The organism is Rhabdobacter roseus, from assembly GCF_014202275.1.
Taxonomy (GTDB): domain Bacteria; phylum Bacteroidota; class Bacteroidia; order Cytophagales; family Spirosomataceae; genus Rhabdobacter; species Rhabdobacter roseus.
This window is the reverse complement of the sequence record NZ_JACHGF010000001.1, coordinates 397,949-415,488: the sequence shown is the minus strand read 5'-3', so window position 1 is coordinate 415,488 and position 17,540 is coordinate 397,949. Positions and strand designations below refer to the sequence as shown.

Genomic DNA, 17,540 nt, shown 5'->3' with positions numbered 1-17,540 from the left:
GCGCTATGTTTGGAAATATGGGTGATATGATGGGGCTGATGGGTAAAATGAAGGATCTGCAAGCCCGCATGAAAGAAGCACAGGAGCAGCTAAGTACCATTACCGAATCGGCCGAGTCGGGGGCGGGCATGGTGCGGGCTACGGTGAACGGACAGAAAAAGATAACCGCGCTGGAGATCGACGCCGACCTGATAAAGCCGGAGGATAAAGAAATGCTACAGGACCTGGTCGTGGCGGCCGTTAATAAAGCCCTGGACGACATTGAGCCGAAGATCAAGGCGCACCTCCAGAAAGCCACCGAGGGCGTGATTCCGAACATTCCGGGCTTGGATCTGAGCGGTCTGATGAAATAAAAGTACCTTCCCGGCAGGTACCCTCGTTTATTCCTTTTACTCCGGTCTCCTGGCCGGATTTTTTGTAGCGGATGCCACACGTAGCCATTGTTATCTTAAATTATAACGGAAGAAAGTACCTCGAACAATTTCTCCCTGCTGTTCTTACCCATTCGGCTGGCCACAGCGTGTGGGTGGCCGACAACGCTTCTACCGATGATTCTCTGCCGTGGCTGCACGCCCATTTTCCCGAGGTACCTACGCTTCGGCTTACTCAAAACAAGGGCTATGCGGGCGGCTACAACGAAGCCCTGCGGGCCATTCCGGCCGACTACTACGTACTATTGAACTCCGACGTAGAAATAACGCCCGGCTGGGTAGAGCCCGTGGTGGCGCTGCTGGAGGCCGACCGCCGCATCGCCGCCTGCCAGCCCAAGGTACTTGCCTACCACCAGCGCACACACTTCGAGTACGCGGGAGCCGCCGGTGGCTACCTGGACTACCTCGGGTACCCCTTCTGCCGGGGTCGGATCTTCGATACCTGCGAGCAAGATCTGGGACAATACAATGACGTACGGAGTGTATTCTGGGCTACGGGTGCCTGCCTGTTTGTGCGCGCCAGCGCTTTTCAGGAAGTAGGTGGTTTCGACGAGCGCTTTTTTGCGCACATGGAGGAGATAGATCTGTGCTGGCGCTGGCAGCGCGCAGGGCTGCGGATCATGTACTGCGGCCAAAGTACCGTGTACCACGTGGGCGGCGGCACGCTTCATAAATCCAATCCCCGCAAAACCTTCCTGAACTACCGCAACAACCTGCTGATGCTCTACAAGAATCTGCCCGCCCGCCGCCGGTGGGCTACTCTGCTGGCTCGTTTGGTACTCGACGGGCTTTCCAGCGTACGATTTATGATGGCAGGAGCCTGGCCCGATGTACTTGCCATTCTTAAAGCACACAGTGCTTTTTATGGCCTGGTGGGAGCACTCCATAAAGAAGAAAAAGCCCGTCCAAAGGCCGGGCCGAGCTCCGTCGCACTTTATCCGAGAAGCGTAGTATGGGAGTACTTTGGGAAAGGGCGCAAAACGTTTCCGAAACTTCCCCAGTCCGGCGCTTTATAGCTCCCAAATGGTAGGGCTACTGTGGCGTCGCCAATGCTTGCGCAGCTCCATCCAGAAGGCCATCACCAGGTACAGGATAATGGGCGAGCCAAAGGTCAGAAAAGTAGCGTAAATAAAGTAAAGCCTGATGCTACTGGCCGAGATATTGAGCTTTTCGCCTAGCTTTGCGCACACTCCAAAAACTTGGTTCTCCACGAAATAGCGAATTCGATTCATACACTTTGCTCCATTTTAGCCTACCAAACTAACACTAATTTTTGCCAAAGGCAAATTCTTTTGAGGGTACTTTTAAGTGCGCGTTTCTTGTCCTGACTTTCTAGTTATACGGCCTATAACTCCCGCATAATCAAATTGTTTTGGCAAAGTACTTGTTTTCCAAACAATTTTTGTTTCTTTGCGTTTAAAGAATTTGTAAAAGTTTTCCTTTTTGATTAGTAGAATTGAGTATGAATACCTCTTCCTGATTTGTATTCGGAGCCCAACTCCAGTCAATCAAAGTTCATTCAACTTGTTTTCTTGTCTTAAGCAAAGGGCTAACGTTTACAATCCTTAACTCTTTTCATTTTTTATTAATTTTTTATTTCTATTATCATGCAGACAGGTACTGTAAAATTTTTCAATGAAGCCAAGGGCTATGGTTTCATCATTGAAGATGGCACCAACCGCGAGATTTTCGTTCACGTAACCGGCTTGGGTGGCCTGACCATCCGCGAAGGTGACAACGTAGAATTCGAAGTCGTTGACGGTAAAAAAGGATTGAATGCCGTAAATGTAAGAAAAATATAAATTTTCTTTTTGGCAGTGAAATATAAAAAGACCGTGGCGCTGCTACGGTCTTTTTATTGTGGTATCTCAAGAAAAACGGGGTTAGCCGATCCAGCCTTCCACCTCCGTTTTCTGGGGCATGGGCGCGTCAATTTTTAGCTTTTTGCGCAATCCGCCCAGGTCGTTAAAGACCTTGTTGGGGTTGGCCGCTTTGAGCTGTTCGATGGTCAGGAGGCCCATTTTCTGCAGAGCCGGAATCCAGACCGCCGGTACGCCCTGGGCGGTATAGTCGGCATCGGTAGCCATTTCTACTTTTTTCTCGGGCCGCATTTGCGGGAAGAAAAGTACCTCCTGGATGCTGGTTTGGTCGGTGAGCAGCATCGCGAGGCGGTCAATCCCAAAGCCAATGCCCGACGTAGGGGGCATGCCGTACTCCAGGGCCCGGATGAAGTCTTCGTCCATGGCCATGGCCTCTTCGTCACCGCGCTCGGCCAATCGTAGCTGCTCCTCGAAGCGCTCGCGCTGGTCTATAGGGTCGTTGAGCTCCGAGTAGGCGTTGGCTACTTCCTTGCCGTTGATAAATAGCTCAAAACGCTCCACCAGGCCGGGCTGGCTGCGGTGCTTTTTGGTCAGCGGCGACATCTCCACGGGGTAGTCGATGATGAACGTAGGCTGGATGAGGTAGTCTTCCACCTTGGCCCCGAAGATCTCGTCGATGAGCTTGCCTTTGCCCATGGTGTCGTCGATCTCCATGCCCCAGGCGCGGCACTGCGCCTGGAGAGCGGGCAGGTCCAGGGCTTCTACGTCCACGTCGGTGTACTTCTTGATGGCCCCGCCGATGCTCAGGCGCTGGTAGGGTCCCGCAAACTCGATCTCGTTACCCCAGGCCATGGCTTTGCTGCTGCCATTCACGGCTATGGCTACTTTTTCCAGGAGCTCTTCGGTGAAATCCATCATCCAGTAGTAGTCTTTGTAGGCTACGTAGAATTCCAGCGACGTAAACTCCGGGTTGTGCGTGCGGTCCATGCCTTCGTTCCGGAACATCTTGCCAAACTCGTACACCCCCTCAAAGCCGCCCACGATGAGCCGCTTCAGGTACAGCTCGTTGGCAATGCGCAGGTACAGCGGCATGTCGAGCGTGTTGTGGTGGGTCTTGAAGGGCCGCGCCGCCGCGCCGCCGTGAATGGGCTGCAGCACGGGCGTTTCTACTTCCAGCCAGCCTTTGTCGTCGAAGATCCGGCGCATGGTACTGGTGATCCGCGCGCGCTTTATGAAGATGTCGCGCTTTTCGGGATTCACGATCAGGTCCACGTAGCGCATCCGGTAGCGCAGCTCGGGATCGGTGAAGCCGTCGTACACGTTGCCTTCCTCGTCGCGCTTCACCACCGGGAGTGGCCGCAGCGACTTGTTCAGGAGCCGAAACTCCTGTACGTGCACGGATATTTCGCCGGTCTGGGTCGTGAATACGTACCCTTTGGCCCCGATGATATCGCCGATGTCGAGTAGCTTTTTGAATACGGTATTATAGAGCGTTTTGTCCTCGTCGGGGCACAGGTCGTCGCGCCGGAAGTACAGCTGAATACGGCCCGTACCGTCCTGAAGCTCGGCAAACGATGCGCTCCCCATGATCCGGAAGCTCATGAGGCGGCCGGCCAGGGACACGCTCTTGTAGTGAATCTTGTCGTTCTCGTAGTTTTTATGAATATCGGCCGCCGTCACGTTTACGTCAAACGCCTCGGCGGGATAGGGGTCAATCCCGAGGCGCATTAATTCTTCGCGCTTTTGGCGGCGCAATAGTTCCTGTTCGCTCAGTAGCATTTTGTACAATAATGTAGTTTAATAAATAGGTCTCCTCTTGTTGGCTAACTCGTTGAGAAGAGGATTGGTGGGCAAAATTAGTAAATTTTTAACGCCGCCGCTTGCTCGCTCCCGGTACCTGGTCGGCATTGGCGCTCAGGCGGGTACTTTCTGAGGTACTTTTTGCTTCCAAAGTACCTACCCAAAGTACCTTCAAGACCAAAAAGCGGTGGGGCGTCGGGTTATAAGGTACTTTCCGGCGTCTTTAAGATTAAAGTACCTAAACTCCTTGTCCATGAAGCCGCGCGGTTTTCTTTTTATCTTGCTCGTACTGCTAGCAAGCGGTTGCCAACCTACTACGCCCGTAAAAAGTACCTCTTCCCCCGGAGAATTACTATTTCAGTCGGGTTTTGAAAGCGACGTCCGGGTGGTAGCACGTAACGCCGATGACGACCTCGTGGGCGCAGACCGTACCTTACCCAATCATAACGACTGGGTCACGGACCTGGACAATCATCCTCTGATCGGAAATTTTAACCTCCAGTACCAGGGCGGCGACACCACGCAGCGCTTCGCGCGCATCATTCCCGAGCCGGGCAATCCTGCCAACAAGGTACTTCACTTCTGGCTCGACGGCCCCAACGTCGACAATTCCAAAGGGCGGATTCAGGGAAACCTGTACGGCAACCAGGGCATGAAAGAATTTTACCAGTCGGTGCGGGTCTTTTTGCCCGAGGATTTCCGGACGGTCCGTACCTTCCCTAAGTCCATTCACTGGCTCACCATCGCCGAGTTTTGGAACAACGTCACCTGGAGCCAGCAGGTACCTTACGGCTTCCGGATCACGCTGGGCATCGGGAAGCCTACGGGGCAAGAAAGTGATTTATACTTTATCCTCGACGCGCAGGATTGTGAACTTTTTGCCGACGGTAGCCAAAAGTACACCACCCTCTGGGCCGAAACCAATTCGGCCGTGAAGGTACCCATTGGCCAGTGGTTCACGATGGACTACTATTATAAAGAAGGCGACCACGCCAACGGCCGCTTCTACCTCTCCATCACGCCCGAGGGCGAGCCGGAAAAAGTAATTTTCGACGTTCGGAAAATTACCCACAACAGCCACGATCCCGCCCCCGACGGCGTTACGGATTTCAATCCGATGAAGCTTTATACGTCCAAGGAGTTGATCCACTACATGAAAAGCCAGGGCAAAACGCTGCAAGTGTACTGGGACGATTTTAAACTTTGGAAAGATAAACGCCCTCACTAACCAGGTACTTGGCGGCGCAGGTACCTGGGCTTTCTAAACCCAGGTACCCAAAAACGGGTTATTAGCTAGAAAACGACCTACCCCATGCCCGAACTACCCGAAGTGGAAGGCTACCGCCAGTACCTGGAAGCCACCTCGCTGCACCAGCCCATCGACGACCTGGACGTAGAAGATACCAAACTCCTGACCACCGACCCCATGCTGTTGCTGGAGGCGCTGCGGGGCGCGTCTTTTACGGGTACCCGGCGGGTCGGGAAAAATCTCTTTGTGTACACCGACCGCCCCGGCGTGATCGTGCGGATGCACTTCGGTATGACCGGCGACCTGGCGTACTACCACCAGTCGCTGGACCGCCCCCGCCACGCCCGCATCGTGTTCCGCTTCCGGGGTGGGTACCATCTGGGCTTTATTTGTCCGCGTAAGTTCGAGCGCATTGGTATCGTGCACGACATCGAGACCTTCCTGCGGGAAAAGAAGATCGGCAAGGACGCCCTGGAGCTCACCGCCGCCGACCTGGAGATTGTACTCGCCAGCCGCAAAACGCCCATCAAGTCGGCCCTGCTCGACCAGCAGGTAGCCGCCGGGGTAGGCAACTGGATCGCCGACGAGCTGCTTTTTCACGCCCGGATTCACCCGCTCAAGCCCGCCCACCAGCTTACTACCGCCGAGATAGAAGCCCTGCAAGTGGCTATTCAGGAGGTACTTCTCACGGCCATTGCCAAAGAAGCCCGCTACGCCGACTTCCCGGCCTCGTACCTCATTCACGCCCGCGCCTGGGATACCTCCCCCTACGAAGACACCCAGCAGCACCTGAACTGCCCGCGCTGCGGTACTTTAATCAATAACATCCGGGTGGGTGGGCGTGCTACCTACTTTTGCCCCAACTGCCAACGGTTGGGCCCCAACGATTGAACGCATAGTTTTAGGGGTACTTTGGCCAAAAACTGCGAATCTCTGTGTAGATTAGGAAGTTGTTTCTAGCCCCTTTTCTGCATGAAAAAATTTCTCCTAATTGTCCTAAGTACCAGCTTCATGCTCTCCACTTCCTCTGCGCAGCAGCGGCCCCGCACGCTCGGTATCAAAATAGGGGTACTTCCTACGGGTACCCACAATGCCATCACCGACGTAGCGGGGGTAAAAGTGGGCCAAGTCACGCTGCACGAGGGGGCTGACATCCGCACGGGCGTGACGGCCCTGCTACCCCACGACGGCAACGTATTTCAACAAAAAGTACCGGCGGCGATCTACGTCGGCAATGGCTTCGGGAAGTTGGCGGGCTCCACGCAGGTAGAAGAACTGGGTACTTTAGAGACGCCCCTTGTGCTTACCAACACCCTGAGCGTACCCACCGCCGCCGACGCGCTCATTGACTGGACGCTCGCCCAGCCGGGCAACGAAAACGTCCGCTCCGTCAACCCCGTTGTGGGCGAAACCAACGACGGCTACCTCAACGACATCCGGGGCCGCCACGTCCGAAAAGAGCACGTACTCCAGGCGTTGCAACAAGCCAAAACCGGCCCCGTGGCGGAGGGCAACGTGGGTGCCGGTACGGGTACGGTCTGCTTTGGCTGGAAGGGCGGCATCGGTACGGCTTCCCGCCAACTACCCCAGGCGCTGGGCGGCTACACCGTGGGCGTACTGGTACAAACCAACTTCGGCGGGGTACTTGAGGTCAACGGGGTGCCGGTGGGCGAAGCACTGGGAAAATATTCGTTTAAGGAAAGTCTGGATAAATCGTCGGACGGTTCGTGCATGATCGTGGTCAGTACCGACGCCCCGCTCGACGCCCGCAACCTCAAACGCCTCGCCAAACGAGCCTTCATGGGCCTGGCCCGCACGGGGGGCATCGCCTCCAACGGCAGCGGCGACTACGTCATTGCCTTCTCGACCGCCTACCGCATTCCGCACAATAGCCAGGTACCTTTCGACGAACTAAAACTCCTGCGCAACGACAACGTTTCGCCGCTGTTTCTGGCGGCCATCGAAGCTACCGAAGAGGCCGTCGTGAATTCGCTCTTCATGGCGACCACCCTCGAAGGTACCCAGGGCCACAAGGTGGAAGAACTCCCTAAACAAAAGGTACTTGAGCTCATGAAAAAGTACGGGCGAGGGAAGTAGTTGGTTGTTTCATCAGCAACTGTACTAACCCAAAGGACATAGATTTCGTTACCTTTATAGACGCTGATACGTACCACATATATCAGGAAGTTATCGATCAGCAGTTTCGTTTAGAACATGCCCGTAATCTTTACGGGGTAGATGCCTATACTATTAGAGCCTACCCCGAACAACACGAAAGAAGGTGGCAAACGGAGATGGATATGGCCTACTGGTATAATTGGTTTAGTAAAACCAAGGCTAATCGTGCCGGTAAGAAGTTTGCTAAAGGATTTGTTGAAATTAATTTTTCGTAACCATGGATCATATGATTTCTGAACGCGCAGCCCGTGCTGCTGACATTCTGGAAAGTATCGAAGAGCTCAACAAAATGATTGCCTTTCACCGTGATCAAAGTAAAGATTCGTCCATGCAAATTCAATACGAAACCATCCGGCAGGAGCTTCTAAAAGAACTAGCTACGCTTCTGGCCCTGGTGCGGGTACCCATTGAAATAGCTGCATAATAAGCTCTTTTTAACAAGCTAACCCCGATTTGTAATCGGCGGTTGAATCACCCAGCGTTTGTAACGCCATAACCAATCACAACATTTCTACCTCCAAAAGCCCCTTCAGCTCCGCATAGTTCCGGGCCGAGCTGAATAGGTACTGCTCAGCCTCTTCTACGAGCAAATTTCTCACTGGATTCTGGTGAATGTAGTGCAATTTCTCCAGCAAAAACGCCTGCGAAGTACATTCTTTGGCGTGGTTCCCGTCCTGCCAAAACTTATATTCTTTTACATTGGTGCGGTACTTTCCAGCGTAGGCAAAGCGTTGAAGCATCCAGTTACGGCGGCTTTCCGGTTCTTCCTGGATGGCTTTTACTAAGCGCTTGGAGGTAAATTTTTTCATGTCTCGGAGAATATCCGATAGATTATAGCTATCGGCCGCTGCGGCCAATAAATGCAGATGATTAGACATAAGACACCAGGCAAACAACCGCAATCCTTTTTCTTGCTGACAATATCGTAGCGAATCTACCATCAACAGCCGGTAGGAAGGTCGAGTAAATACATCTACCCAGTCCACAACGGTCATGGTAAGGAAGTACGCCCCTCCCTGATTACGAATAAAATACTGACTGGAGGCCATGATGAATATTTTTATAGAATACATGTTCGCGTTACAAACGCTAGAGGAAAGCGCCCCGATTACAAATCGGGGCGAGCTAACCCGAGCTAACCCGAGCTAACCCCGATTTGCAATCGGCGGTTGAATCCTTTAGCGTTTGTAACGCCATAACCCCAAAAAAAACTACACCACTTGCCACACCCCGTAGCCGCTCACAATCAGGATAGAAACCACGCTGATCCAGAAGAAAACATCATACATGCGGCTGGGAGCCAGTGCGGCGGGTAGCTCGTGGTAGCGGTACATGTACGCCACCCACACGATCAGCAGCAGTAGCACGGAAGTGGCGATTCCGCCCAGAATCACCATCATGACCGGCGCTTGAAAGAACAGAAAAAATACGCACCACGCCAGCGGAAATACCCACGAGAAAACGGCGATGGCCCGGCGACGCTCCTCCAAAGTACCAAACTTGATCCAGCCCAACTCCCCGAAGGCATCGCCCCACACCCGCGCCCAGCTGGCCGTCGCCGTAAAAAGCGTGGAATATAGAGCCGTAAAAGCCCCGACCAAAAACAAAGCCTTCGCGCCTGGCCCCAGCGTTTCGGTAAAAATGCGGGAAAGTACCTCGATCATCCGGTAGCCCTCAGGTACCTCGCCACCACGGTGCAGTACGGCGGCTCCCAGCAGGTAAAAAGCCGCCGTCACGACGGTATAGACGACCATCGACAGCAGCGCATCCAGGTACATCACCTCGATCCAACCCTTGGCTCGCCGCGCCCAGGCCTCGCTGTCATCGCGGGGGCCGGTGTAGGCCGCGTAGCCCTTTTCGATGCACCAGTAGTTGTAGTACATGATTTCGTCGCCTCCCACGCCCGTAATCCCAAAGGCCCCAAAGGCCACGGCTACGGCCGCGGGCGGCAGGTTGAAGCTGAGCCCTTCTTTAAAATTTTCCCAGCTGATGGCGTAAACCGTACCCTGTAATAAAAAAAGCGAGATAAGGACCACCGACGAAAACAGCACGATCATGAACAGAGAGCCTTTCTCGACCAGTCCGTAGTAGCCCCGGTACACCAGCAGCGACGTGAGCAGGGCCGCCGCCAGCGCCCAGAAGTTGACCGACACGCCGGGCATCACCATGTGGAGCACGATGGCCACTCCGCCAATAATCCCGCCTACCTGGAGTAGCTTCAGGCCCTGCAACGACAGCCACAACCAGATGCTCCAGTGCGCTCGGCCGAGCCGCCAGCCGGGGAGGCGGTTGAAGTTATGCATCGTGAAAGTACCCGTATAGATGGCGTTTTTACCAAATTCCAGCTGCAGCGTCACTTTCACCAGGCAGCTTACCAAAATGACCCAAAACGTCACAAACCCGGCCTTGGCCCCCAGGGTAGTGGTAGCAATGAGCTCGCCGGAACCCACAATGGCCGCCGACATAATAAAGCCGGGGCCTAAGTAGCGCAAGCGCCCGAAAAAGGTTTGGGGGGGATCGAGGGGTTCAGTGGCAGTCACGAAAGGCAGGGAACGTTAAACAAGGGTTAGGGTACTTTCAAGTACAAAGTACCCCCTGGCCCGTTATTACTGTTTTTGCCACGTTTGAAACCAAAATTTGAAGAACTAACGCCGTGGGAGAGCAGCCGCTTGGGAAGCGGCGGGGCGGCCGTTGCTTTCAAAAAAAACGGATAGTAGAAACGTCGCCCTCACGATGCTTCTGGAAGTCGGAGAAGAATGAGCAAGTACTTTGCTTTTCTTCTTTCCTGCCAAAAACCACGGTCTGCGATGTTCCTACTATCCGTTGGTATTTATTCAAAAACTGCTTCTACTTCTGACTACCTTGGTCCGTACGAACGCCCGTAACGGCTGTTACGGCTGTTGTTGCGCTGGTAGGTCCGGTTGCTCCGGCGGGTATCCCGTCTTTCGTAGGTGCGGCGCCCGCGGGGAGCATTCCGGTATACGGCACGTGGCGGGGGCGAAGGCCGGACGATCACCGTGCGGGGTGGCCGGGGCGGTACGCGGTAGCCGGGATGGCCGTAGCCATATCCATAATCATAGCGCCGAGGCGGACCCGTCCGGTACACACAGCTCGACACACTCAGGGCGATCAGCACAAGGCCAACCCAAATAGAGATCATTCTGGTCTTTTTCATGGCTTATGGGGTTATATTGCTAAGACATTCCGAGGTACTTTTCTTCCTATTGTCTACCCTAACTAACGCCGGAAGTACCCGGCCTTAGTATCTACCTTACACATAAACTGGAAAGGTACCTGGCTTACAACCTAACAAAACCGTGCCCGCACAGTCCCCTGTTTTTTACCAAAAGGCCGTATACAGAGCCGTTAATATCCCCAAAATCAGGATGGAAAGAATGACAAACGCAGGCCCCACCCGAAACATACCGGGCTCCACGATGGGCGCTTTGTCCTCGCCCCGGTGGGAGTCGGTGAGGGAAATAACCACCATCAGCACCAGCAAGATCCCGAACACCCACATGGTGCGGTTCAGGAACGGAATGGGCGCGATCTGCACGTTCAGCAGCGCGTCAAGTACCTCCGGCATGAATTTAAATAAAATCGAGAGCGGGAGCGTCAGGAAGGCCGCCCACATGGCCGCCCGGGAGGTAGTTCGCCGCCAGAAAAGCCCCAGCGCAAAGAGCGCAAAGGCACCGGGCGTGATGTAGTTGGAGTACTCCTGCACAAACTGGTAGGCCTGCTCCAGGCGGCGTAGCTGCGGCGTAATGGCCAGCGCTATCGCAAAGGCCACCCACACGGCCAGCCGCCCTACGCGCACGGTTTTGCGCTCGGAGGCATTTTTGTCAAAAAATTTGCGGTAAATATCCAGGCTGAAGATCGTGGAGATGCTGTTGGCCTTGCCAGCCAGCGAGGCCACGATGGCCGCCGTCAGGGCCGCGAAGGCGAGCCCCTTGAAGCCCATCGGGAGCAGGTTCATGAGGGTGGGGTAGGCGTGGTCGGGCTTGACGTTCCCGGCGGCGTCGAGCATTTCCTGCTGAAAGTACCCGTGCTGGTACAACACGTAGGTAGCAATGCCCGGCACCACGCAGATCAGCGGCATGAGCAGCTTCAGAAAGGCCGCGAACAGAATGCCGTTGCGGGCAGTTTTGAGGTCGGCCCCGAGCGCCCGCTGCACAATGTACTGGTTGCAGCCCCAGTAGTTGAGGTTGTTGATCCACATGCCCCCGATCAGGATCGAGAGGCCCGGCAGCTCGTAGTAGTACTTGTCTTTTTCGGTGAAGATCATGTGAAAGTGCGAGTCGGCCTGCTGGTGCAGCAGCCCCAGGCCGTCCCAGGTACTTTGCCCGCCAAACTCCGTCGATACCAGGTTCAGCGACAGGTAGGTTACCACCAGTCCGCCCAGCACTAGCACCACCACCTGCACCACGTCGGTGTAGCCGATGACCTTCATGCCGCCTAGTGTAATGAAAATCGCGAACAGCGCCATGCCCACCATGCTGTACAGAAACGGAATACCCGAGATGGTCTCGACGGCCAGCGCCCCCAGGTACAGGATGGACGTGAGGTTCACGAAGACGTACAGCAGCAGCCAGAACACCGCCATGATGGTGCTGACGGTGTCGTTGTAGCGCTGGCTGAGAAACTGCGGCATGGTGTAGATCTTGTTGCGGAGGTACACCGGAATGAAAAACACCGCCACGATAATGAGCGCCGCCGCCGACATCCACTCGTAAGACGAAATGGCCAGCCCCAGCGCAAAGCCCGAGCCCGACATGCCGATGAACTGCTCGGCCGAGATGTTGGAGGCGATCAGCGAGGCTCCGATGGCCCACCAGGTGAGGGCACCTTCGGCCAGAAAAAAATCTTTGGTGTCGGCCTGGGCGGATTTCTTGCGGTGGTAGATCCAGTAGCCGTAGCCACTCACACCCAGAAAGTACAGCAAAAAGACCGCGTAGTCGGCCCAATGAAGAACATGCATACCGTATAGTAGAGAAGAAGGTTGATGCGCCGGGTACTTTACCTCAAAGTACCCGCGTAGGATAGCAAAGGCCGCAGCGGGGTACTTTTACCTATTGCCAAAAAAAGTCAGCTTTTTTTGCGCCGTATTGACAATTGTCAATACAGATTTGGGAGGCCCTTTGTAACTTCACGTTGACTTTTGTCATATCAAGTACCCTTTTATTCACCCAACCAGAAACGCATGAAAAACACAACGACCCCCTTTTTACTAATCGTACTTGTCCTCTGTGGGCTTGGTGGAGAGCTCCGGGCGCAGGAAGTGGAGAGTCCCCCGCCCAAATGGGAGGTAGGGGTAGATTTGCTCCGCTTTTTTGATCGAGATCGGTATGGAGATATTCAATTTTCCACGTACAGCTTTATAGCCCGCCGAAAGCTGAGCGAAAACCGGGCCTTGCGCATTCGCCCTTTGTTTGGACTCGGAACCAACATCAACCCCCCTTTACCCGGTGCTAATCAACCCCACTTACTCATCTTGTCCCTTGATCTGGGCCACGAATGGCAACGCCGCTACGGGAAGTTTGTACACTACTACGGAGCCGATCTGGCCGGGCGGTACCAGTATCGAGACGCCACAATTGGCTTAGGTACTTCCGGCTCGGCACCCAACTATACTTACGAAAAAGACGTGTACTGGCGGGCGGGAGTAGGCTTGTTTACGGGGGGAAAATATTTCCTTACTAATCGCATTAGTCTTTCTCTTGAATCGACGGTCAATTTACATCTTGGGGGATTAAAACTAGAAGCCGGATCGGCCAATCCCCGCCAGGCGGTTACCAGCACCCATTCGTGGGGCTTCACATTAGACTTTAATACCTTATCTGCCTTTTACCTTAGCTACTATTTTTAATTTAACGCAAACTATGGGATTAGCTAATTGATCATGAGTCAAATAAGTGCCATAGGCACGCAATGTTTGTAGCCTAAAGGAGCAGCCGCATCCTGCCTCGTGCCTTTAGGTACGCAACCATCACCACTTGTTGCGTACCTAAAGGCACGCGAGTCACCTTAGGTACTTTTTAACTACAAACATTCGACCGCTACGCGGCCAAGAAGCGCATGGCTAGCCTTAATTAATAGTAGCAAGTTCCCATAACAAACCGCACAAAACTACCCCAAAGAACAAGCTGTCTTTTCGATTACCTCTTTCGCTCTTCACACAAAAACGGATTTTTCAGTAATATAACTTATAAAATAGTTGTTAAACTGAAAAATCCGTTTTACCTTTGGTCCATGGAAGAATTAACCAAAACCGAAGAGCGCATCATGCAGGTAGTCTGGGAGCTGGGCCACTGCTTTGTCAAAGACATTATCGAGCAACTACCGGACGAGCCCAAGCCGCCCTACAATACCATTTCGTCGGTAGTGAGGCTGCTGGAAACGAAGGGGTACGTGGGCCACAAAGCCTACGGCAAAACGCATGAGTACTTTCCGCTGGTAAGCAAAGAAGACTACGGCAAGCAGAGCTTTCAGAAAGTATTCTCTACCTACTTCGAAAACTCGGTCGAGAACCTACTCTCTTTTATGGTCAAAGAGGATACGCTCACTCCCGAGGAGATTGAGAAACTCCGTCATTTCATCAACAACCAATAACCGTCCGTCGGTATGGATTATTTACTCAAGGCTTCGGCCTGCCTCGTGGGCTTCTACGGGCTGTACTACCTGCTACTTCGTCCACTTACCTTCCACACCTGGAACCGTTACTACCTGCTGGCGGCGCTGGGCCTTGGGCTGTTCATTCCGCTTACGACCTTTGAAAGTACCCAAACGGTAGTGCTACCCCCTAAGTCCGCTCCCCTACCTGAGGTCTCGTCCATAGGTACTTTGAGCCCAGCCGAAACCGCTTTAAAGGTACCTTCAAGTACCTCAGAAAAGGTACCTGAGGCTTTATCCTGGCTAGAAATCTTATCGCTTATGTACCTCTTGGGGGTACTTGGAATGGCGCTCCGTTTACTTTTTAGCTTGTGGAAAGTTGCCTATTCTTCCCGCCAGGCGCAGAAAGCCGGTACTTACTGGCTGGTGCCTACGGCGGGGCGGCTGGCCAATTCCTCTTTCTTTCATTTTATTTTTCTGGATAAAAGCCTCTCCGGCACCGAACGCCAGTGGGTACTTCAGCACGAGCAGTATCACGCCAAACGGCGACACTCCCTAGACTTGCTGGTGCTTGAGGTCATCAAGGTTGTTTTTTGGTTCAATCCGGTGGTTTGGCTCTACCAGAAATCGCTCCGCGACCTGCACGAATACGAAGTAGACGCCCTCATGATTCAGCAGTACGATCGCCAGCAGTACGCCCATTTACTTCTCAATCTGGCGCTGGACAAAACGCCCTTTTCCGTCCATGCCTTCAGCCAAAAACCACTTACTAACCGCATTTACCACCTTTTCAAAAAACCATCACCAATCATGAAAAAACTACTGTATTTCCTGGCGCTTCCGCTGGTAGCGGGTGGCGTCCTGGCCTTTGCGCAGCAGCGGGTCAAGGTAGAGTATCAGGCGGCAGCGCCGCAGCCCGATGTGGCCGTTGAAGCCCCCAAAGTACCTGCTTACCCTTTGAAAGTATATAATACCAATACTAACTGGCGGGGTATTTGGTCGTTTACGGCAAAAAATCTGGAGCTAAATAACCTGACGATCCTGCCCGCTGGAGCCAACTACAACGTCAATCCCAACTCCCTAACGCTGGCGTCCATTGAAGAAGTAAACCGCAAGATCAAGCATACGGGGGTGGAGATTGTGGTGTCCGACCTGGCCTATAATGCCGACGGAAGTACCTCCCAGATCGGGCTTTCGATCCGGGATCACCGAATCAAGAAAACCACTCCGCCGGAGGTTATTCCTATGAACGAAGCGCGGGCGTTGGGAGCTAAGGGAGCCTTTATCAACTTCGATATGTTTGCCGTAAGCCGTCAGAAACACGGCGTTTATTTTGAGCAGGGCGATAGCGAACTGGAAGTAGTGAGCAGCAGCCGGAAGCTCGACGAGATGCAGGTACCCTTTAAACTAAACACTCCTTCTGTCTTAGCGATTTCCCAAGACTATTTTCAGTACCGGGCCAATCCCGATCAAATCAGGGAAACGATAGTGCCCCGTGCCAATGCTTTTTTAGAGAAGGAAGGCTTTCGGCTGGATCTTCAGAAGGTACAGAAGCAGGGCGACAGCCTTCTTGTTTCGTGCGAGGTAGTTGTAGAAGATCTTCAAAAGGGTACTTTGGTGCGGAAAGCCATCCAGCTCGACGACCACCGAAAGTACCTGTATTTTTCGAAAACAGGGCCTGTGCGTTGGGATGATACTTTTTACGTAAAAATCAACCGCGCTACCCGAGACATTCAGGTGCTGGTAGATGAACAGCACACTGCTTCGACAGCCAAGAAATTCAAGGTACGTTCTTTCTCCCAGCTTAAAAACGAAAAGTAGGCTAGCCCGCAAAGTACTCCTGCACGAAGGTGAGCCGGAAGAAGAGGTACGAAATAAGCAGCCCCCAGAAAAGGGCGCTGACGGCCATCCAGAGGAAAATCTGCAGGCGAGGTATCCGAAACGCCACCGCCACCAGTCCGCCGCCGATGGGCATGAACACCCAGGGCGTGATGAACGCGATGCCTACCATGCCGAAGCGCCGGAAAATCCGCACCGCCGCGCGGCTGGCCTTGGAAAAACGCCGCGAGGGCCGCTGCCGAAAGCGCCGGAGTAGCTGCTGAATGCCATTGCCCAGGAAAGTACCTGCCACCGCACCCAGCAACATGCCGCAGGCGGTGAAGATGCCCGTTTCGAGCCAATGCAGCCCGAGTGCCAGGCCCGTAAGCGGCCCGCCCAGGAATTTCAGCGAGCTAGCCAGCACCACCGAAAGGTACTTAAACCAAAGCGCCGCGTTCATACTTTTTCCCGCACCAGTTCCTGGGCCAGGCGACGAGTCTCCTGGTCGGTGAGTACGTAGTCGTGGTAGCTGGGGCTGGGTACGTAAGGTACCTTGGCGGCGCAAGTCTCGATGAGCTCCGCAATTTCCAGAAAGCCCAGCTCGTCGCGCAGGAAAGCCGCAACGGCTACTTCGTTGGCGGCGTTGATGATGCAGGGTACATTGCCGCCCCGATCCAGGGCTTCGAAGGCCAGCTCCAGGTTGCGGAAGGTCTGGCGGTCGGGCTCCTCGAAGGTCAGGGAGGGGTACTTGGCAAAATCAAAGCGGGGGAAACGCGCGGGCAGGCGCTCGGGGTAGCCCAGCGCGTACTGGATCGGCAGGCGCATGTCGGGCAGGCCCAGCTGGGCCTTGAGGCTGCCGTCCTCAAACTGCACCAGCGAATGGATGATGCTCTGCGGGTGTACCACGACGTCGATCTGGTCGGGACGAAGGTCAAAGAGCCACTTGGCCTCGATCACCTCCAGGCCTTTGTTCATGAGCGTAGCCGAGTCGATGGTGATCTTGGCCCCCATGCTCCAGTTGGGGTGCTTCAGCGCCTGCGCCTTGGTGACCGTAGCCAGGTACTCGCGCGTTTTGCCCCGGAAGGGCCCGCCGGAGGCCGTCAGGATTATTTTCTCGATGGGATTGTGCTCCTCTCCTACCAGGCACTGAAAAATGGCCGAGTGCTCCGAGTCGACGGGGTAAATAGGTACCTGGTGCTCGCGCGCCAGGGCCGTGATCATTTCTCCGGCTACCACCAGCGTCTCTTTGTTGGCCAGGGCAATGGGCTTGCCCGCCCGGATGGCGTGCATGGTAGGCAGCAACCCCGAGTACCCCACCAGGGCCGTCAGTACCATATCAATCCCCTCCGACTCCACCACCGTGGCCAGCGCCGGAGCGCCCGCGTACACGCCAATGCCCAGCGGCTGCAACGCCGCGTACACCTGGTGGTACAGCTTTTCGTTGCCAATCACTACCTCCTGCGGCCGGAAGCGCACGGCCTGCTCGATCAGCAGATCGGCGTTGTTTTCGGCGGTGAGTACCGCTACGGCGAAGCGCTCCGGGTGCGCTTCTATGACTTCCAGCGCCTGGGTACCTATGGAGCCCGTGGAGCCCAGGAGGGCTATTCGTTTTTTGTTCATGAATGAAGGTATAGA

The 17,540-nt window shown here is 54.4% G+C and carries 19 protein-coding genes; 11 read left to right on the top strand and 8 right to left on the bottom strand.

Features of this window, described 5'->3' with window-relative positions; genetic code table 11:
- Positions 1-5: 5 nt before the first annotated feature.
- Both HNQ92_RS01745 and HNQ92_RS01740 read left to right on the top strand, forming a co-directional pair.
- Positions 6-353: a YbaB/EbfC family nucleoid-associated protein gene (locus tag HNQ92_RS01745; protein ID WP_184169988.1), complete on the top strand. Its 348-nt coding sequence runs from the start codon at positions 6-8 to the stop codon at positions 351-353.
- A gap of 71 nt (positions 354-424) precedes the next feature.
- Positions 425-1,447, top strand: a complete 1,023-nt coding sequence (locus tag HNQ92_RS01740) for a glycosyltransferase family 2 protein (protein ID WP_184169985.1) — start codon at positions 425-427, stop codon at positions 1,445-1,447.
- Here the strand turns inward: HNQ92_RS01740 and HNQ92_RS01735 are convergent.
- Positions 1,442-1,663 (bottom strand): PspC domain-containing protein, encoded by a 222-nt coding sequence (locus HNQ92_RS01735; protein WP_184169983.1) that lies wholly within the window; start codon positions 1,661-1,663, stop codon positions 1,442-1,444. The genes HNQ92_RS01740 and HNQ92_RS01735 overlap by 6 nt on opposite strands.
- Before the next feature lie 375 nt (positions 1,664-2,038).
- Here HNQ92_RS01735 and HNQ92_RS01730 point away from each other — a divergent pair, with 375 nt between their 5' ends.
- A complete protein-coding gene (locus HNQ92_RS01730) occupies positions 2,039-2,233 on the top strand; it encodes a cold-shock protein (protein WP_184169980.1) in 195 nt (64 codons plus the stop codon).
- Between the two features lie 81 nt (positions 2,234-2,314).
- On the opposite strand, the gene lysS is transcribed toward HNQ92_RS01730, so the two are convergent.
- Positions 2,315-4,030, bottom strand: a complete 1,716-nt coding sequence (gene lysS / locus HNQ92_RS01725; protein WP_184169977.1) for a lysine--tRNA ligase — start codon at positions 4,028-4,030, stop codon at positions 2,315-2,317.
- Positions 4,031-4,304: 274 nt separating this feature from the next.
- Between lysS and HNQ92_RS01720 the strand changes: the two genes are divergently transcribed.
- The 5 genes from HNQ92_RS01720 to HNQ92_RS01705 all read left to right on the top strand — a co-directional run bounded on the left by HNQ92_RS01720 (position 4,305) and on the right by HNQ92_RS01705 (position 7,902).
- Positions 4,305-5,279: a hypothetical protein gene (locus tag HNQ92_RS01720; protein ID WP_184169974.1), complete on the top strand. Its 975-nt coding sequence runs from the start codon at positions 4,305-4,307 to the stop codon at positions 5,277-5,279.
- An 84-nt stretch (positions 5,280-5,363) separates the two neighbouring features.
- A complete protein-coding gene (locus HNQ92_RS01715; RefSeq protein ID WP_184169971.1) occupies positions 5,364-6,191 on the top strand; it encodes an Fpg/Nei family DNA glycosylase in 828 nt (275 codons plus the stop codon).
- An 81-nt stretch (positions 6,192-6,272) separates the two neighbouring features.
- Complete coding sequence (locus HNQ92_RS01710; protein ID WP_184169968.1) at positions 6,273-7,397, top strand: DmpA family aminopeptidase; 1,125 nt, start codon at positions 6,273-6,275, stop codon at positions 7,395-7,397.
- A gap of 11 nt (positions 7,398-7,408) precedes the next feature.
- Positions 7,409-7,693, top strand: coding sequence for a DUF6932 family protein (locus HNQ92_RS29135; RefSeq protein ID WP_425504276.1), 285 nt, complete (start codon positions 7,409-7,411; stop codon positions 7,691-7,693).
- Positions 7,694-7,704: 11 nt separating this feature from the next.
- Complete coding sequence (locus HNQ92_RS01705; RefSeq protein ID WP_184169965.1) at positions 7,705-7,902, top strand: hypothetical protein; 198 nt, start codon at positions 7,705-7,707, stop codon at positions 7,900-7,902.
- Positions 7,903-7,978: 76 nt separating this feature from the next.
- Here HNQ92_RS01705 and HNQ92_RS01700 read toward each other — a convergent pair whose 3' ends face one another.
- From HNQ92_RS01700 to HNQ92_RS01685, 4 genes are all read right to left on the bottom strand, one after another.
- The gene (locus HNQ92_RS01700) at positions 7,979-8,527 is read right to left on the bottom strand and encodes an REP-associated tyrosine transposase (RefSeq protein ID WP_184171751.1); all 549 of its coding nucleotides are present in this window, start codon (positions 8,525-8,527) and stop codon (positions 7,979-7,981) included.
- Between the two features lie 162 nt (positions 8,528-8,689).
- Entirely contained in the window at positions 8,690-9,970 is a 1,281-nt protein-coding gene (locus HNQ92_RS01695; protein ID WP_246439456.1) for an Nramp family divalent metal transporter, read from the bottom strand.
- A 365-nt stretch (positions 9,971-10,335) separates the two neighbouring features.
- Positions 10,336-10,653: a hypothetical protein gene (locus tag HNQ92_RS01690; RefSeq protein WP_184169962.1), complete on the bottom strand. Its 318-nt coding sequence runs from the start codon at positions 10,651-10,653 to the stop codon at positions 10,336-10,338.
- Positions 10,654-10,818: 165 nt separating this feature from the next.
- Positions 10,819-12,456 carry a sodium:solute symporter family transporter gene (locus HNQ92_RS01685; RefSeq protein ID WP_184169959.1) on the bottom strand — a complete coding sequence of 546 codons (1,638 nt, stop codon included), beginning with the start codon at positions 12,454-12,456 and terminating at the stop codon, positions 10,819-10,821.
- A 222-nt stretch (positions 12,457-12,678) separates the two neighbouring features.
- On the opposite strand from HNQ92_RS01685, the gene HNQ92_RS01680 reads away from it, so the two are divergent.
- The 3 genes from HNQ92_RS01680 to HNQ92_RS01670 all read left to right on the top strand — a co-directional run bounded on the left by HNQ92_RS01680 (position 12,679) and on the right by HNQ92_RS01670 (position 15,908).
- Positions 12,679-13,344, top strand: a complete 666-nt coding sequence (locus HNQ92_RS01680; RefSeq protein WP_184169956.1) for a hypothetical protein — start codon at positions 12,679-12,681, stop codon at positions 13,342-13,344.
- Between the two features lie 383 nt (positions 13,345-13,727).
- Complete coding sequence (locus tag HNQ92_RS01675; RefSeq protein WP_184169953.1) at positions 13,728-14,087, top strand: BlaI/MecI/CopY family transcriptional regulator; 360 nt, start codon at positions 13,728-13,730, stop codon at positions 14,085-14,087.
- 12 nt (positions 14,088-14,099) lie between these two features.
- The gene (locus HNQ92_RS01670) at positions 14,100-15,908 is read left to right on the top strand and encodes a M56 family metallopeptidase (protein WP_184169949.1); all 1,809 of its coding nucleotides are present in this window, start codon (positions 14,100-14,102) and stop codon (positions 15,906-15,908) included.
- Between the two features lies 1 nt (position 15,909).
- On the opposite strand, the gene HNQ92_RS01665 is transcribed toward HNQ92_RS01670, so the two are convergent.
- Both HNQ92_RS01665 and HNQ92_RS01660 read right to left on the bottom strand, forming a co-directional pair.
- Complete coding sequence (locus HNQ92_RS01665; protein ID WP_184169946.1) at positions 15,910-16,365, bottom strand: hypothetical protein; 456 nt, start codon at positions 16,363-16,365, stop codon at positions 15,910-15,912.
- Positions 16,362-17,525, bottom strand: a complete 1,164-nt coding sequence (locus HNQ92_RS01660) for a 1-deoxy-D-xylulose-5-phosphate reductoisomerase (protein WP_184169943.1) — start codon at positions 17,523-17,525, stop codon at positions 16,362-16,364. The genes HNQ92_RS01665 and HNQ92_RS01660 overlap by 4 nt, the downstream gene beginning before the upstream one ends.
- Positions 17,526-17,540 lie beyond the last annotated feature (15 nt).